This is a genomic window from Ensifer sp. GW101-20A05 (genome assembly GCF_059424735.1).
The window spans coordinates 142,386-155,258 of sequence record NZ_JBWKZT010000010.1; the positions used below are offsets into that span (position 1 = coordinate 142,386).

At 59.4% G+C, this 12,873-nt stretch carries 16 protein-coding genes and 1 tRNA gene; 6 read left to right on the plus strand and 11 right to left on the minus strand.

Going from position 1 to position 12,873, the window contains the following annotated elements; translation table 11 throughout:
* The gene (locus tag AC070A_RS23255) at positions 1-264 is read right to left on the minus strand and encodes a hypothetical protein (protein WP_113737557.1); all 264 of its coding nucleotides are present in this window, start codon (positions 262-264) and stop codon (positions 1-3) included.
* 58 nt (positions 265-322) lie between these two features.
* Here AC070A_RS23255 and ligD point away from each other — a divergent pair, with 58 nt between their 5' ends.
* On the plus strand, positions 323-1,321 hold the full coding sequence (gene ligD / locus AC070A_RS23260; protein WP_246806029.1) for a non-homologous end-joining DNA ligase: 999 nt from the start codon (positions 323-325) through the stop codon (positions 1,319-1,321).
* 69 nt (positions 1,322-1,390) lie between these two features.
* Here the strand turns inward: ligD and AC070A_RS23265 are convergent, their stop codons facing one another.
* From AC070A_RS23265 to AC070A_RS23280, 4 genes are all read right to left on the minus strand, one after another.
* Positions 1,391-1,606, minus strand: coding sequence for a hypothetical protein (locus AC070A_RS23265; protein WP_162770991.1), 216 nt, complete (start codon positions 1,604-1,606; stop codon positions 1,391-1,393).
* A gap of 107 nt (positions 1,607-1,713) precedes the next feature.
* Positions 1,714-2,076 carry a TM2 domain-containing protein gene (locus AC070A_RS23270; RefSeq protein ID WP_113737541.1) on the minus strand — a complete coding sequence of 121 codons (363 nt, stop codon included), beginning with the start codon at positions 2,074-2,076 and terminating at the stop codon, positions 1,714-1,716.
* A 354-nt stretch (positions 2,077-2,430) separates the two neighbouring features.
* The gene (locus AC070A_RS23275) at positions 2,431-2,631 is read right to left on the minus strand and encodes a hypothetical protein (RefSeq protein ID WP_113737540.1); all 201 of its coding nucleotides are present in this window, start codon (positions 2,629-2,631) and stop codon (positions 2,431-2,433) included.
* 569 nt (positions 2,632-3,200) lie between these two features.
* Positions 3,201-4,013, minus strand: a complete 813-nt coding sequence (locus tag AC070A_RS23280) for an alpha/beta hydrolase (protein WP_057255877.1) — start codon at positions 4,011-4,013, stop codon at positions 3,201-3,203.
* 459 nt (positions 4,014-4,472) lie between these two features.
* Between AC070A_RS23280 and AC070A_RS23285 the strand changes: the two genes are divergently transcribed.
* Positions 4,473-5,453 carry a GlxA family transcriptional regulator gene (locus AC070A_RS23285; protein WP_057255879.1) on the plus strand — a complete coding sequence of 327 codons (981 nt, stop codon included), beginning with the start codon at positions 4,473-4,475 and terminating at the stop codon, positions 5,451-5,453.
* Between the two features lie 164 nt (positions 5,454-5,617).
* Here the strand turns inward: AC070A_RS23285 and AC070A_RS23290 are convergent, their stop codons facing one another.
* The 3 genes from AC070A_RS23290 to AC070A_RS23300 all read right to left on the minus strand — a co-directional run bounded on the left by AC070A_RS23290 (position 5,618) and on the right by AC070A_RS23300 (position 6,853).
* A complete protein-coding gene (locus tag AC070A_RS23290; protein WP_057255881.1) occupies positions 5,618-5,881 on the minus strand; it encodes a hypothetical protein in 264 nt (87 codons plus the stop codon).
* Between the two features lie 269 nt (positions 5,882-6,150).
* Complete coding sequence (locus AC070A_RS23295) at positions 6,151-6,405, minus strand: YMGG-like glycine zipper-containing protein (RefSeq protein ID WP_057255883.1); 255 nt, start codon at positions 6,403-6,405, stop codon at positions 6,151-6,153.
* Between the two features lie 205 nt (positions 6,406-6,610).
* Positions 6,611-6,853 carry a hypothetical protein gene (locus tag AC070A_RS23300; protein ID WP_057255885.1) on the minus strand — a complete coding sequence of 81 codons (243 nt, stop codon included), beginning with the start codon at positions 6,851-6,853 and terminating at the stop codon, positions 6,611-6,613.
* 198 nt (positions 6,854-7,051) lie between these two features.
* On the opposite strand from AC070A_RS23300, the gene AC070A_RS23305 reads away from it, so the two are divergent.
* The gene (locus AC070A_RS23305; protein ID WP_057255887.1) at positions 7,052-7,381 is read left to right on the plus strand and encodes a hypothetical protein; all 330 of its coding nucleotides are present in this window, start codon (positions 7,052-7,054) and stop codon (positions 7,379-7,381) included.
* 179 nt (positions 7,382-7,560) lie between these two features.
* Here AC070A_RS23305 and AC070A_RS23310 read toward each other — a convergent pair whose 3' ends face one another.
* Positions 7,561-8,064: a hypothetical protein gene (locus AC070A_RS23310; protein WP_057255889.1), complete on the minus strand. Its 504-nt coding sequence runs from the start codon at positions 8,062-8,064 to the stop codon at positions 7,561-7,563.
* Positions 8,065-8,486: 422 nt separating this feature from the next.
* Positions 8,487-8,562 (minus strand) — tRNA-Lys (locus AC070A_RS23315).
* Between the two features lie 191 nt (positions 8,563-8,753).
* Here AC070A_RS23315 and AC070A_RS23320 point away from each other — a divergent pair.
* Positions 8,754-9,500 carry a cytochrome c biogenesis CcdA family protein gene (locus AC070A_RS23320; protein ID WP_057256079.1) on the plus strand — a complete coding sequence of 249 codons (747 nt, stop codon included), beginning with the start codon at positions 8,754-8,756 and terminating at the stop codon, positions 9,498-9,500.
* Between the two features lie 226 nt (positions 9,501-9,726).
* Positions 9,727-10,689: an AEC family transporter gene (locus AC070A_RS23325; protein WP_112996236.1), complete on the plus strand. Its 963-nt coding sequence runs from the start codon at positions 9,727-9,729 to the stop codon at positions 10,687-10,689.
* On the opposite strand, the gene AC070A_RS23330 is transcribed toward AC070A_RS23325, so the two are convergent.
* Complete coding sequence (locus AC070A_RS23330) at positions 10,657-11,868, minus strand: UbiH/UbiF family hydroxylase (RefSeq protein ID WP_057255894.1); 1,212 nt, start codon at positions 11,866-11,868, stop codon at positions 10,657-10,659. The two genes, AC070A_RS23325 and AC070A_RS23330, sit on opposite strands and share 33 nt — an antisense overlap.
* 275 nt (positions 11,869-12,143) lie before the next feature.
* On the opposite strand from AC070A_RS23330, the gene pcsA reads away from it, so the two are divergent.
* Positions 12,144-12,869 carry a phosphatidylcholine synthase gene (gene pcsA, locus AC070A_RS23335; RefSeq protein WP_057255896.1) on the plus strand — a complete coding sequence of 242 codons (726 nt, stop codon included), beginning with the start codon at positions 12,144-12,146 and terminating at the stop codon, positions 12,867-12,869.
* Positions 12,870-12,873: the final 4 nt, after the last annotated feature.

The window sequence follows — 12,873 nt, forward strand, 5'->3', positions numbered from 1 at the left end:
TCAATGCACCGCTGCTGGCTTTGCTTTGCGAATGAGCACGCCGGCGGCCTCGTCGAACATGCGGTCCTTGGCGTCCAGCGCGAACCAATGATTATGTGCTAGCTCGATCAGCGCGTCGGCGACCTCTCGCTCAGACCAGCCAACGGCCTGCGCTTCCTCGGCCACTGCCCGGAACACTTCCTCCATCGCCATTTGGCAATCCAGATCCCGATCGGGATAGGCTTCACCGCGCTTGGGAGCTGAAAATATCGGCTGTTTCGGCATGGCGTTCCTCCTCGTGCGGCAGCTTAGACGTTTTCGCTGGTTCGTGCGTTAATGCGTCATGGCTAAAACACCTCGGAGATCAACTCCCACACCGCTGTCCGAGCCGATGCCGCGGCGGGTCGATCCCTGCGTCGCAACCCTCGTCGACAAGCCGCCGAAGGGTCCGGAATGGGCCTTCGAGGTGAAGTGGGACGGGTACCGACTGGCGGTGCACGTCGAGCCTGGCGAGGTGAGGGCGATCACGCGCGGCGGATATGATTGGTCCAAGAAGTTCGGCTCGATCGTCGCAGAGGCGCGCGAGCTGGGGCACTCCTCCATGATCCTCGATGGCGAGGCCGTCGTTCTCGACGACCAGGGCCGTTCTGATTTCGGTCTGCTGCAGCGCGCGGTGGGCAGGCGTCCTAGCCTGCATGATGCCGCCGAGATCCTCTTCTTCGCCTTCGATCTTCTCTATCTCGACGGCCAAGACCTCCGGATGATGCCGCTTGCCGAACGCCGGCAACTGCTCGAACCGATCGTCTCTGGAAGGACTGGCGCGATCCGCTTCTCTGAGGAGGTGCACGCCGACGGCGCCGAGTTCTTCCGCGTCGCGTGCGAGCATGGTCTCGAAGGCATCATCGCCAAGCGACGGGATAAGCCCTATCACTCAGGCCGCCGGCCGGAATGGCTGAAGATCAAATGCGCGCGGCGCGACTGGTTCGTGATCGTCGGCTATGAGCCTTCGACCATGCCAGGCGCAATTGGCCGGCTGCTCCTGGCCGCGAGGAAGGGTGATGATCTCATCTACGTCGGAGGGTGCGGCACTGGGTGGAGCAATCAGGAATCCGTCGCGCTTCGCGAATTGCTCAACGCAATCCCAGCGGAGAAGCCGCCGGTAGGATTGAAGCGCAAGGGGGCGGTTTTCGCCCGTCCGCTCTTGGTAGCCGAAGTCGAGTATCGCGCGTGGACGCAAGATGGAAAGCTTCGGCATCCTTCCTTCAAAGGCGTGCGAGAGATGGAAGGACCATCCGATGTCTACGAGATCAATGCGCAGCCAATGCGAACTGCAGTGCAGTGAACCTGCCTCGTTGCAGGCTTTCCAAACCAATTGCCAATTATGCGCGCGGCGAAAGAGGCAGATCTACCGTCAGTTTTCTGCGAACCGACTTAAGAACATCCCAGTGAAGAACATACCTAGCATCATCATGTACATGGCCCCAAAGAGGATGCGGAAGAAATTTGCGAGTGGTGGAAGATGCAATCGATAAAGCTGCTTAACAGGCACACCACGCGGTTTCGTTATCAGCAGGCCCACATAGCTAAAGAACACAGCCACCCCAAACTCAATGAGATAGATGTCCATCCAGTCCGGGACTCTTATGCGCCTGGTAAGAGTGAACGCGAATGCTTGATTGGCCGAAAGCAACGTTAAGCAAGCATAGAACCAGACTAGTTTTCCGTATTTCCTGATCATTGCGCAGCCCGCCCGAGACGTTCAACAGCGACCAGGCTCTCGGCATATATCTGCGCGCTAAAGCTCTCTCGCACCGCGTTCGTATGATTGCGGATCATCCCGGGGATGAGAAACAGGTCGACTAGCAGCCATACACCCAAGGCGACAATAAACAGAGCCCCGATTCCAACGCCCGCGGTGACGAGGCCAATCACGAGCAAAGCGATCATTGCAATCCCGCTTCCGGTGCGCCCGATATAAAACCTGTGCGCTCCGAAGCCACCAAGGAAGATCCATAGCAGGTAGGCGACACCCACGGATTTCGCCTCGTTCGTCACGCGCTGCTCAACCAGTATCTGCTCGGCAGTGGAAAGATTCATGATTTTGCCCCCAACGCACTACAACCATGAGGTCGAATGGTCCCACAATACAAGTTACAGTCAAGTCTTATTTAGGCTTCTCTAAATTTTAACGTGTGTTATCGTCCGGCGCAGGGGAATACAAAAAGCGCGGATCTGCAGTTTTGGTTTGAGGGAACCAGATGTGCGCGAGCCATACCAGTTAAGTCGCCGTGCTTTGGTAGCGTCCGGCCTGGCGGTCGACTGGATCGCGTCCGAGGGGCGCTATAGCAGCGCGGTTTGGCGCGGAGCGAATGAAGAAAGCCAATACGTCCGATTTCGGGTGCAAGACTTGGTCGAGCGGATCGGCCTGTAGTCCGGCGCATCCATGGCGATCTACTGGGACAGCATGAAACTGCTTTGGGATTGGCTCCTCTCGATTTCGAAAATCTCGCGCTTCAGACGCGCAATGTGCTCATACGAATACTGCGCATCCTCCAACAGCATATAGGCTTGGTCTTCCGCGTATTTCGCATGGCGGCGATGATTGTCGATCTGCGCCAGCTTTTGTTTGATCCGAGCATCGTCCCTGTGCATTCCAGCCTCCTGGAAAGCCCCGCCTAAGCTGGGTTTGATCTTCAGAGTTAAAATAGCAGCCACTGAAATTCAGCGCCAGTTGCTCACGTGAGCTACGCCAAAGGCAGGAGTAATCGGGCGGCGTGACCTCTCACGTACTCCCATCTCGTTTCGCTCCTCTTGTTTAACCGCGTCACGCAAAAGGGGGCTATAAATACGGCCGCAAGCTACGGGACGTGTATCGCAATGGGCAATCCCTCGGCGCCCAACTCGTTGACGAAGGATTGGCACATCGATGGGTTGGCTTCAAACAGCCGTGGTGCGGCTAGGCGGCGTGACGATGGCACAATTTTGGTCTATGAATTCGAGACGTGAGGCGCCAGTCCCGTTTACATCGACCTCGGATTATTCAATGAAAAGCAGGGCGGTGATTGTAAACCGTTTCGCTGCACTGCCTGGAAACCCTCAGTTCGCTTTCTGCCTTCTAAGCAGGTTGTCGCAGGTTCGAATCCTGCAGGGGTCGCCAAGTTTCTAACGATCTGTTTCTTCGATAGAATTTGTGGATCCTGTCACGAGGTGCGGAGGGCGGCCTATGTGGCGTTCCGCTTCAGCGCCTCCACGAAGTGGATAACCTCGCTTACCGTATTGTCGTTCCAGATGTCGTTGTGGCCGGCGCGCTCGTCGATCTGCATCTGCTTGGGTTCAGGCGCAATGCGATAGAGCGCCTCGCCCGACGACAGGGGAATGCTGTCGTCCAACCGCCCGTGAATGAAAAGCTTTGGTTGCTTCACCGTCGTTATTTTGAGGTCGGAGCGGAAGGGATCCTTGATGAGAAGCGCGACCGGCAGGAACGGATAGCGCGCTTCGGCGGCCGACAGAACCGACAGATATGGGGAGATAAGGATCACGCCGGAGACTGGCCTTTGTGCCGCCGTGTTCACGGCGACGCCGGTGCCGAGCGAGCGGCCGAGCACGACGATGCCCCCTTTGTTGCGATGCGCCAGCCAGTCGAACGCCGCGATGCCGTCGGTCAGCAAGCCGTCCTCGCTTGGTGAGCCGGTCGATCCCGGATAGCCGCGATAGGAAATCGCAAGCAATCCAATGTCCCGCGCAGCCAATGCCTGTGCGAGAAACCCATAGTTGTCTGTTCGATCTCCATTCCCGAAAAAGAGCAGCACACCGGGTTTGTCGGGCTTACCGTGACTATAAAGCCCGTGCAGCGTCTCACCATCCGGTGTTTTGACGGAGACGTTCTCACCCCAACTCGCTGGGTTCGGTGCGGCAGTGGCGTCGGCACCGGGATAGAGAAGGGTGCGCTGCGAAAAATAGATGAGGCCGAGAAGAACGAGATAGGTCAGCACCGCCACCAGCGGCAAGATGAGTAGAAATCTTGTGATGCTCATGACGCCACATCCAGCTACAGGGAGAGAAGAGTCTCCGTCAAAAAAAACGACATCGATCGAAATATCCGAAAATATTGATGCTGAGTACTGCAGTGTCAGCGGATGGTGCGAAACGTCCGGAGCCAGTGGCGGATATGTTCGCTAACATCCGGTAGAAGTTGTAATTGGTCTGTATTTTGCTCACGCCGTGCCGATCCTCGACGTCCGCACGAAGACTGGACCAGGTGAGCCTGGTCGACAATGTCTGTGACGGCCGCCTGCGGCCCTTCCTCTTGTGATGACACATAAAAAAACGGGCCGGTGGATGGCTCCAACCGGCCCGTTCCGGCAAAAGGCGGAAAGGGGAACGTCTCTGCGCGGGGCTGCAGCGCCGCGCGTAGGGAGATCGATACGGACTGATAATGCCCGAACGCCATTTCCGGAATTGACATTTATCGCTCAAAAATTGACATTTCCCGCATGCCCTCCGATGGACGCCCACAATCTGTGATCGAAGTTTCTGTTGTCATCCTGCCGGAGTCGTCGATCATGTCGCTCGCCTCGGTGCTGGATCCAATGCGCGCTGCCAACCGCATCTGCGGTCGCGATGTATTTCGCTGGCGGTTGCTCTCGGCGGATGGAAAGGCGGTGACGTTGACCTGCGGCGTGCCGATCGTGGTCGATGGCACCTTTGCCCAGCCGCTCGCCGGCGACGCGCTGCTGGTGATTGGCGGTTTCAATCTCGACCGGCATGTGGGAAAAAAATTCATCGGGATCCTGCAGGAGTCCTCCCGGCATTTCGACATCGTCGCCGGCATCGAGTCAGGCTGTTGGCTGCTCGGGCGAACCGGCTTGCTCAATGGCCGGCGGGCGACCGCCCACTGGGAAGAGCTCGAAGATTTCAGCCAGGCTTTTCCGGCCTTGACCGTGCTTGGCGACCGCTTCGTCGCCGACGGCAAGTTCTGGACATCGGGCGGCGCATCGCCGACCTTCGACATGATGCTGCACTGGATCACGCAGAGATTGGGTTCGGCGCTGGCACTCGATGTCGCCAGCATCTTCGTCTACGACCAAACGCACAACGCGACCGACGTTCAGCCATTCGTTTCGCTTGGGCGCATCGAGACGCGCGACCCGGAGCTCGCCGAGGCGATTCGGCTGATGGAGCGCACCCTTGAGCGTCCGTTGACGATCGCGGCTTTAACGAAGCGGCTGTCGATTTCGCAGCGCAAGCTGGAGTTACTTTTTGCGCGGGGACTGTCGACCAGTCCCGGCGCCTACTATCTGCGCCTTCGCCTTCAGGTCGCACACCGTCTGGTTCGCGATTCTGGCAGCCCGATTCGCGAGATTGCACTCCGCTGCGGCTTCGACAGCCTGTCGGCTTTCTCGCGTGCCTATAGCCGCGAATACGGCATGAGCCCACTGAAGATGCGGCTGGCGCGGCGAGCGGCTGCGGCTTAGCGTTGGCAAAGGCCAAACGCGCCTGCTGCATGTTTTTGTCCTTTAATCGTACCCGATTAAAGGACAAAAAAATGCAGCAATTCAAAGTGCTACAGCGACCTTTGCGCGTCTGATAAGACGCGCGGCGCTGTAGACATCTCAGATATTCAGATCAGGACTAGGGGTCAGTGGACCGTCTGCGGCGGTTCGTCGGTAAACGCCTGGATGCCGTCTCGCCGCACGGTCGCAATGAACTCCTCAAAGGCTTCGCGATCGGTGGGGAAGGGTTCCTCCCACGTGGTGGAAAAACCTTCCTCATCGATAACCTCGAGGACCCAATCGAGATTCGAGCCCGCTGGCCGATAAATGCGCAATTCGACGACGACGCCGTCGTCACTGAACTGGCCGGAAAATTCTGAATACTCGTACGTCTGCTCTTCGTCAGTCATTTCCGCAGTCTAACACGCTTGATAAAGGACGTCTCATGCTGTTCGGCAGTTATCGCTGCTCCAGCGGGCATCGATGCTAGTCGTCACCGCCATCTTGTACTTGGCACCGAGAAGCTGGTGCCGGCATGGCTTGGCCCCATCCAAAAACATGGCCCGACCGCCCAGGCGCTACGCGTGGCGGCTAGGTTGTTGGCGATGGGAAGGCCGCTGGCCAGATTCGAAGCTACGGAGCGTCGAAATTGACACCCCGTCCGCTCCGAATGTTGCTGTTATCGGCAGCGTGCTTCGTATCGCCGACCGTAGCGATCACGATAGATGCAATAGCCGGCGCGCTCTTGCGAACGACCGATCAGGTTGCCTATGACGCCGCCGGCGACAGCGCCGATTGCCGCGCCGCCCCAGCTATCGCTCACGGCGCCCCCGATGATGGCACCGGTGCCAGCGCCAATCGCCGTCCCTTTCTCGGTCTGCGTGCAGGACGCAAGCGTACCAATCATTCCAATCGCAATGATAAGCTTTTTCATGCTTTCACCCCTTTGCTACAAATCAACCTGGGAGTTCACCACTCTGCATCCTCAGCGCGAGCTTAAGCATCTACGCAACGCGCGCAATTGTCGATAGTGGTGTTTTGCTGGGAGCAAGGAATCTCTGACGGTCAGGCATTGCTCGCTCGAGGCCCACAGCCGGCGGTCCACCAACCGGCGGTAGATCATCTAAGCGCAGGGGCAACTATCGCCAGTAGCTTTGCCCGCTGGCGACCGACGATCGGCCCATGACGTAGCCAATCGCAAACGCAAGCAAGCCGACGGCAAGCGCTAGTCCGGCTGCAGTGTACGGGTGATCTGCGGCCCCGACCGCCGCGGCGTTTGCCTCACGGCTCACGGCGTCGGCGGCTGTCTTTGCGACCTTGCGGGCGCCTGTAGGTGGTTCGATGGGTTTTCCGGTGAAGCCCGCTTTCAGATCTTTCGCCACGATGTTTCTCCTTGTGGTGGTCAGGGAAGGAACTGTCGATTCGACAGGAAGTTCCGGAACTGCACGCCTGCGCCGCCGCCATACCGCTCGCGGGGACGGCTCCGATGGTGCCAGACCACTCGGCCCGTGCGGGGTCCATTGTTCATCGGAGGTTCAGGCTGATCAGCCCAGAGTAATTGGCAGATAGGAGGAGTTACGATGAAAAAGCTCTTATCCGCCTTCGCAGCGATTGGCTTGGCTGCGTCTTTCGCGTTGCCGCTAAGCGCCGCTCCGATTTTCGCGCCGAAACCCGTCCAAGTGCAGACGGACACTGTCGAACTGGTTAAGCACCGGAGTCATCGTCATTGGCGCGCGGATCGCCGGTGGGATCGTCGGTGGGATAGGCGGTACGCCTGCGGTTACTATGGCAGGTGCTACCCCCGCCATTACGGTTACTATGGTGGCTACCGTGACCGCGGCTACTATGGCTACCGCGACTATTACCGCTACCAGCGTCGATCCGGCGTTACGGTCTACTTCGATTTTTAGCGGGAATCGCGTGAGGACATTCAGCAGGTCGATGAGGTCGTCGGCTTGCGCTCGGGCATGACCCCCTCATAGTGGCGAGAATGCACAATGTAAGCTGCCAACGCGCCTCACATTATTGCAGATCAGATAGCCTGCTGGTGATCTTGAACTTAAGTCCAGTGTGATATCCGGAAACGGAGCTAGGCATCCGGGCGATATCGAGCGGCGTCGGAATTCTGCTCCCGCCACATGGCGTCGCCGAACAGTGCGGCCTCGTCGCTCAGTCCCTCGCGGAATTGATCGGTGATGTACCGGGCCAGTAAATCGGCGCGTTTTCCATGACGCGGGATACTGCACCAGATGCACACCCGGTCGAACGTCCGTTGAAGCATGTCTAGTTCGTCCGGGGTGATCCGGCTGTTTAGGCCTCCCGCAATCTCCTCCATCGAGACCTCTTGGTTGCCCTGCCGAAGAGTGTCCGCGTTCGGATCCAACGCAGCGGATTTGTAGAATCCGATCATGTGTTTCAGAGCGCCGCTCTCACGAACGCCGCCTTGGTAGCAATTGATAATGCGGCTTGCGATCGCCTCAGCGGCCTCACTATTCCGCGACAGGCCGAGCCCACGCAGGACGTCCTTAAAAATCTGGTCTATCTGGTCGATTTCGTGCGGGAGAAGCATCTTCGAATTGGTCGTCGGAGACATCGCGCGACCTCCTATACTGGGGCGAAAGCGTGATGATCTTCCAGCCGCCGAGGCCCTCATCTACGCCCGGCGATGGCGCGATTATGAGCCGACACTGCGGCAATGCAACTAGACGGAAGTTGCGGGCCTCGGGGTGACCGTCGCCAAAAAGGCGCGCTACGGATTTCTCGTTGTGACAAAGCTAGTGCAAATGTGTGCCAAAGCCGCCGCCGCGCCACATCCAAGTGGCAACTTCCGGGCGCATGCAAGGGTCTCTGGAGCCGACGGCTCTGAAGGCGTTCCGCCCTCATGTTTTCGTGAGACCATTTTGATACCGGGAAGGGCGGGAAGCGCCTAAAAAAGCCCGGAGAATAAGGGAAAGCATGTTATTGCTGGGGCGCATGAAAAAGGGGCTAGGAATGGCCCTAACCCCTTGAATTCGTTGGTGAGCGCGCAGGGATTCGAACCCTGGACCTACTGATTAAAAGTCAGTTGCTCTACCGGCTGAGCTACGCGCTCCCTGGCCGCGGCTGTGAAGCCCGGCGGAAGTGGGCGGACATATGCACGCGTGTTTCCTGTCGGTCAACCGAAAAATTGCGGCTTTTGTGAAGAAACGGTGCATGGCGCAATGATCGCCAAAAGGTGATTGGTATCATCATGATCCTGCGGCTAAGGAATGGCCCAAATGCCGCATGCCGGAGTTCTTGCCGTTGTCGATCGCCGATATTTCCATCTGGACCGCCATTCTTGCCGGCGCCCTCTCGTTCCTTTCCCCTTGTGTTCTGCCACTCGTGCCGCCCTATCTTTGTTACATGGCGGGCGTTTCGGTCGACCAGTTTCGTAGCGGCGATGCGGCGACGGTCGGAAGCACCCGGCGTGCGGTCCTGCCGGCGGCGCTGTTGTTCACGCTCGGGTTCGCAACTGTCTTTGTGGCCCTTGGGGCAGGGGCCTCGTCGATCGGCATGCTGCTCAGGCAGCATATGGATCTCCTGTCGCGCATCGGCGGCGTGATCATCATCATCATGGGCCTGCATTTCCTCGGCGTGTTCAAGATCGGGCTGCTGGCGCGCGAGGCACGCTTCCAGGGCGGCGGCAAGCCGGCGACGCTCTCCGGCGCCTATATCATGGGGCTAGCCTTCGCCTTCGGCTGGACGCCCTGCATCGGTCCGGTACTCGGCACGATCCTCGGTGTCGCCGCTGCTCGTGACACGGTGTCCGACGGCGCCATGCTGCTGGCCGTCTATTCGCTCGGGCTTGCCATTCCGTTCTGGATCGCGGCTGGCTTCTCTGGCGCCTTCATGCGCTTCCTGTTGCGCTTCCGCCGTCATCTCGGCCTGGTCGAGAAGCTGATGGGCGGCCTGTTGGTGCTGGCGGGCCTCGCTTTCCTCTTCGGTTTCATCAGTTCCGTCGCCATCTGGTTCCAGACGACCTTCCCGATCCTGATGAAAATCGGCTAGGGCATACCCTCGTATTTCGGAATCACTTTTCCTAAGGGCCGGCCTAATCGTCAGGCCGGTTCATGGGCTAGGCGTGCGAAGGCTACTGCATGTTTCCTTTAATCGTACCCGATTAAAGTACAAAAAGATGCTGCAATTCAAAGTGCTGCAGCGACCTTTGCGCGTCTGGTAAGACGCGCGGCGCTGTAGGTGCCGGCGCGGGGAAGTGAAAGATGCGAGGGGAAAGATGACGGAAATCGCGGGCCTGGTGATGCCGTTCTTCGGCCTGATCTTTCTCGGCTATCTGACGGCGCGTTTCGTCCAGCATCCAGGCGAGGCAATGGGGTGGCTCAACACTTTCATCATCTATCTCGCCCTGCCAGCGCTGTTCTTCAAGCTCGTCTCACGCACGCCGATCGAGCAGCTGGCGCGCGCCGACTTCATCCTGACGACGGTCGGGGCGACTTATATCGTGTTCTCGCTGATCTTTCTCATCGGCGTCTATATCAGGCGCAACTCCATTGCCGAGGCGACGATCCAGGGCTTCGGCGCCGCCTATGGCAATATCGGCTACATGGGTCCCGGCCTGGCGCTTCTTGCGTTGGGTGATGCGGCCGCGGTGCCGGTGGCGCTGATCTTCAGTTTCGAGAATGCAGCCCATTTCGCCGTCGCGCCGGCGATGATGGCGATATCAGGCGGCCGACAGGAAAAACCGCTGGTGTTTGCCGCAAGTGTCGCGCGCAAGATCATCCTGCACCCGTTCATCCTTGCGACGCTCGCCGGCGTCGTCGCCGCCTTCTTCGCGGTGCTGCCGCCGGTGCCGGTTCAGCGGCTCATCGATTATCTCGCGCAGTGTGCAGCACCTTGCGCGCTCTTTGCCATGGGCGTGACACTGGCGCTGCGCCCGATCAAGCGCATTCCCGTCGAGATCGGCTACATCGTTCCGGCCAAGCTGCTTTTACATCCGCTCGTCATGTTCACGGCCATGAGCCTGACGGGCAACTATGATCCGATCTGGGTGCAGACCGCGGTGCTGCTGGCAGCACTACCGACGGCAACGAACGTCTTCGTCATCGGCCACCAGTATGGCGTATGGCAGGAGCGGGCCTCGGCGACGATCTTGATCACAACGACGCTGTCGGTCGCAACCGTCACCGGCCTGCTTTACCTGATCCGCTCAGGCGCTCTTCCGCCCGATCTTTTCCCGTAGGCTATCCCTAAAGGCGTGAAGCGCGCTGCCGGGATGAACGCCTTCGCGCATCAGGAGGCTGCGGAGCGGCCCGACGGCGGAAAGCACGTGCAGCCCGAGGGCGCGTAGCGCCTGCACCGGCAGGAAGCCGGAAAGCAGCGAGCGATTGAGCAGATCCACGCTCGCCGTGCGGCTGATGATGTCCGGCCGGCGGCGGCTATCGAAACGATCGCCGATATCGCCGGCGAGCGTTTCTCCACTGGCCGTACCGATGATATCGACGAGCGTCATCACATCGCGCAGGCTGAGGTTCAGGCCTTGGGCACCGATCGGCGGAAAGGCGTGCGCCGCCTCGCCGAGGAGCACGACACGCCCCTTGCCGAAGCGCCGCGCGGTCATGCCCGAAAGCGGGAAGGATTGCGGCGTGCCCTCGACCGTCACCTTGCCGAGAATCGATTGCATCCGGTCCTCGACCGCGCGGGAGAGTGCAGCAAGATCCAACGTCAGCGTCTGTGCGGCATCGTCGGGTTTGCGTACCCAGACGAGGCTGGAGCGGTTGCCGGGCAGGGGAACCTGGGTGAAGGGGCCGCTTTCGGTGTGGAACTCGGTCGAGATGTTCTGGTGCGGCAGTTCGTGCGCAAAGTTCAAAACGACCGCCGTCTGCGGATAGGACCAGGTGCTGACGGAGATCTTTGCCGCTTCGCGCACCGGCGAGCGGCGGCCATCGGCGCCGACGAGCAGATGCGCACTGCATTGGCTGCCGTTTGCCAGCTCGATCGTCGCGACAGTATCCGAAAGGTCGAAGCCGATTGCGGAGGCGGTGATGCGCGTCAGCTTCGGGCTCTCTTCGGCCCGCTGGCGGAGAATGTCGATGAAAGGCGCGTTCGGGATGTTGTAACCAAAGGCGTCGAGCCCGACTTCCGAGGCGCGAAAATTGACCGGCGGCGCACGCAGCAGCCGGTTGGTTCCGTCGAGAATGCGCATGGTCGAGAGCGTTGCCGTCAGCGGCTCGACCTTTTCCCAAAGGTTGAGCTTTTTGAGATACTCGATCGATTGGTCCATCAGCGCCGTGGTGCGTCCGTCGGCGACCGTCGGCTCCGGACCGATCAAGGCGACGTGGTAACCGGCGTCGGCAAGCGCGATGGCCGCGAGCGATCCCGCGAGACCTGCACCGATGATGGCGATATCGTAGTGATCCATGAGGCAACCAACCTTTCACGCACGCTGCGAGGCGTCTTGGCCGAGCCTCGATCATACCTCTAGTCGCGGGCGAGAGCGAAATAAATGGGTAGAATCAGCGCAGAAGCAATTTGCAGGTGTCCACAGGACAATGGGGCTGCAGGAAGCGACCGAGCTTGAATTTTAGTGGCGATGCGTTGCAAAGGGTGCATATTACGCCCAATGCGCCGCAGAGCGGTTGAGGCGGGCTTCCGGGTCCGTACGGGGAAAACAGCAGGGGTGGGCGGCGTCCGCAGATGAAGTTCTTTAACTACAAACGAGTTCCCTACGCCGAGATTCGCGCCTTTTCCGTGCATATCTTGACCGCCTCGGGATCGTTTCTTGCTTTCCTCGGCGTCGTTGCGGCGGCCGAGCACCGCTTCGTCGATATGTTCTGGTGGCTGGGCCTGGCGCTGCTCGTCGATGGTATCGATGGGCCGATCGCCCGCAAGGTCCGCGTCAAGGAAGTGCTGCCCAACTGGTCGGGCGACACGCTCGACAACGTCATCGACTACGTGACCTATGTCCTGCTGCCGGCCTTTGCGCTCTATCAGAGTGGCATGATCGGCGAGCCATGGTCCTTCGTGGCGGCGGGTGCGATCGTCGTCTCGAGCGCGATCTACTATGCCGACATGGGCATGAAAACGGATGAATACTTTTTCTCTGGCTTCCCCGTCGTCTGGAACATGGTGGTCTTCACGCTGTTCGTCATCCAGGCGAGCGAGGTGACGGCGTCGGTCGTCGTCTTCGTCTCCGTGGTGCTGACCTTCCTGCCGATCAATTTCCTTCACCCGGTCCGCGTCCAGCGTTTGCGGCCGCTGAACCTCGGCGTCTTCCTGATCTGGTCGGCGCTGGGTGTCTATGCGCTGCTCCTGCATTTCGCGACGCCGGCTTGGGTCGTGACCGGTTTTGTCGTGACAGGCATCTATCTCTACGTAATTGGCTTCGTGCTGCAGATTTTTCCAAGTCTCGGCCAGAAATAGGAGC

What these genes read in the sequence shown, in the direction of transcription:
- AC070A_RS23305 (WP_057255887.1), top strand. Translation starts at nt 7,052, where the DNA reads ATGAAAAAGCTCTTATCCGCCTTCGCAGCGATTGGCTTGGCTGCGTCT.
- AC070A_RS23310 (WP_057255889.1), bottom strand. Translation starts at nt 8,064, where the DNA reads ATGTCTCCGACGACCAATTCGAAGATGCTTCTCCCGCACGAAATCGAC.
- AC070A_RS23280 (WP_057255877.1), bottom strand. Translation starts at nt 4,013, where the DNA reads ATGAGCATCACAAGATTTCTACTCATCTTGCCGCTGGTGGCGGTGCTG.
- AC070A_RS23270 (WP_113737541.1), bottom strand. Translation starts at nt 2,076, where the DNA reads ATGAATCTTTCCACTGCCGAGCAGATACTGGTTGAGCAGCGCGTGACG.
- ligD (WP_246806029.1), top strand. Translation starts at nt 323, where the DNA reads ATGGCTAAAACACCTCGGAGATCAACTCCCACACCGCTGTCCGAGCCG.
- AC070A_RS23290 (WP_057255881.1), bottom strand. Translation starts at nt 5,881, where the DNA reads ATGACTGACGAAGAGCAGACGTACGAGTATTCAGAATTTTCCGGCCAG.
- AC070A_RS23295 (WP_057255883.1), bottom strand. Translation starts at nt 6,405, where the DNA reads ATGAAAAAGCTTATCATTGCGATTGGAATGATTGGTACGCTTGCGTCC.
- AC070A_RS23325 (WP_112996236.1), top strand. Translation starts at nt 9,727, where the DNA reads ATGACGGAAATCGCGGGCCTGGTGATGCCGTTCTTCGGCCTGATCTTT.
- AC070A_RS23275 (WP_113737540.1), bottom strand. Translation starts at nt 2,631, where the DNA reads ATGCACAGGGACGATGCTCGGATCAAACAAAAGCTGGCGCAGATCGAC.
- pcsA (WP_057255896.1), top strand. Translation starts at nt 12,144, where the DNA reads ATGAAGTTCTTTAACTACAAACGAGTTCCCTACGCCGAGATTCGCGCC.
- AC070A_RS23285 (WP_057255879.1), top strand. Translation starts at nt 4,473, where the DNA reads ATGCCCTCCGATGGACGCCCACAATCTGTGATCGAAGTTTCTGTTGTC.
- AC070A_RS23265 (WP_162770991.1), bottom strand. Translation starts at nt 1,606, where the DNA reads ATGGACATCTATCTCATTGAGTTTGGGGTGGCTGTGTTCTTTAGCTAT.
- AC070A_RS23255 (WP_113737557.1), bottom strand. Translation starts at nt 264, where the DNA reads ATGCCGAAACAGCCGATATTTTCAGCTCCCAAGCGCGGTGAAGCCTAT.
- AC070A_RS23330 (WP_057255894.1), bottom strand. Translation starts at nt 11,868, where the DNA reads ATGGATCACTACGATATCGCCATCATCGGTGCAGGTCTCGCGGGATCG.